General features: G+C 54.3%; 2 protein-coding genes. Both read right to left on the bottom strand.

Annotation, left to right across the window (positions count from 1 at the left end; genetic code table 11):
* A partial coding sequence (locus tag HMPREF3067_RS11170; RefSeq protein ID WP_168166973.1) for a relaxase domain-containing protein occupies window positions 1–402 on the bottom strand: 402 nt, incomplete at its 3' end.
* Window positions 403–862: 460 nt separating this feature from the next.
* Window positions 863–1372, bottom strand: coding sequence for a hypothetical protein (locus tag HMPREF3067_RS10785; protein WP_246819308.1), 510 nt, complete (start codon window positions 1370–1372; stop codon window positions 863–865).
* Between the last annotated feature and the right edge of the window lie 318 nt (window positions 1373–1690).

The raw sequence follows: 1690 nt of genomic DNA, 5'->3' as shown, positions 1-1690 counted from the left end.
AGAAGCGGAACTAAACCCAGGACGCTTCACCTGGTGGGCTTCATCGACGATGCCACGCACGGCAGAATCTGCGCCCATCCCCCACAACAAGGAGACAGATTTCGGCGCGCAAAACGTCAGATCGAAACCTGGAACACTATCCTTTCGCGGAGCATTTCCAAGCCCCGCACCGCTCGGAGCGACCGCCTTATTGAACCAATCCTCAACCGTTTTCCCCGACACGATCGCACCATCTTCAGCGCCCAAAAATGCCGAAACTTCAGCCATGTTTTCGCCCCGAAGCCACACCGAAGCTGGCTGCTTTCCGTCCTCGGAATAGTACGAATCCGTCCCCCGATTCTCATCAACCGTGGACTGATAATAGGCCACGGAGTGCGCACCCATCTTCGCGATAGTCAGCACTCCGACACCTCCTGTCAATCACCACGGTGACCACCTGGGCACCCCATTGGGCAACTTGTTGCAAATGTACCATATCCTAGAGCGCTTAGCGCTCGTAGAGCGTGGTCAGCATAGAAAAGCCGCCGAGTTTTCGGCGGCTTTTGGCTGTGTCAGGTAATCGCTATCCTCCCGGGCAATCTGCCGAGATTCCGTGGTGGCCTCGGGAAAAAGCACGTACAGGGCGGGGCTGTCGGGCACGAAAAATTCAGGGGCAAGCGTGCGGCGCAGCCGTACGCGCGGCAGCGCCAGGTGTCGACGCAGACGGCGACGGCGGCTGACTTGGTTATCGCTGACTTTGAACGCGGCTAACGCCAGCCAGCGCGCCCGCCCCGTCCGGGGCGCTCTATGCGCTCTTGAGCGTCGAGCACATCACCCAGGCGTGGTGCAGGCGTCTCAGAACGCGGAGAATCGCTGGGGCTACTTAGGTCCGATCCCCTTCCAGGTCAAGGAAGCTGAAATAGGGGACATCCTCAACAGTTTCTCCAACAGTCCCGAAGACCCTATTGCTGATTTTGTCGAGATCTTCCTCGTTCTTTTTTCGGACAGGGAAAACAAACTCTTGCTTTATTACGTAAGCTCGAAGATCCTCAAAATCGCCCCTACCTGCTGCTTCGATAGCTAGATTATAGTCGTCTTCTTCGGTTTCCACTGCAACGGGAGAAAAGTCATCCAATTCGTGAAATTCTTGAGCGAAGGAACTTTTAAACCGCTTTATCAGCCTTTCAAGTTCCGGTTGAGAGCAGTACAAATGCAGCTCTTCAACGAATTTCTGCTCAACTATTCCGTCCTCGAAGGAGTTTGCCGTCATGAAGAAACCTTTTCGCTCGCTATCCGCAGTCGCTATTAGCCTAATGATCGCCCTTTCCGGGGCGCAGGGAACAGCCAGCGCTACCCCAGCCACTTCCTTAAGCAGCGTTCCACCAGAAATCACACCCTATGCTGTCTACCGAGTGCAAGTTAAGTGTCCTATCGTCAACCTCCGCAATGAAGCAACCGGAGAGTACATATGGGGCTTTGGAAACACGAATGCAGCAGTCAAAGACGCCAACAACAAGCTGTATGGCAAGAAAGGGACCGGATTCAAGCTGAAGCATTGTCGAATGGTCGCTTAATCGTTCCCTCGATTCGTTCACAGTTGGCACGAACCAAATCAAATGTCTCGAAGCTGGTTGCGGTTTAGTGCAAAGGTCTCATAACCTAGAGCGCCTAAGCGCCCGTCGGGGGGTGTCCCTATGTTTTTGTCAAGTGC

It is taken from the genome of Corynebacterium sp. HMSC04H06 (assembly GCF_001815935.1).
In the GTDB taxonomy this organism is placed as follows: Bacteria; Actinomycetota; Actinomycetes; order Mycobacteriales; family Mycobacteriaceae; genus Corynebacterium.
This window is presented reverse-complemented; position numbering and strand designations above follow the sequence as displayed.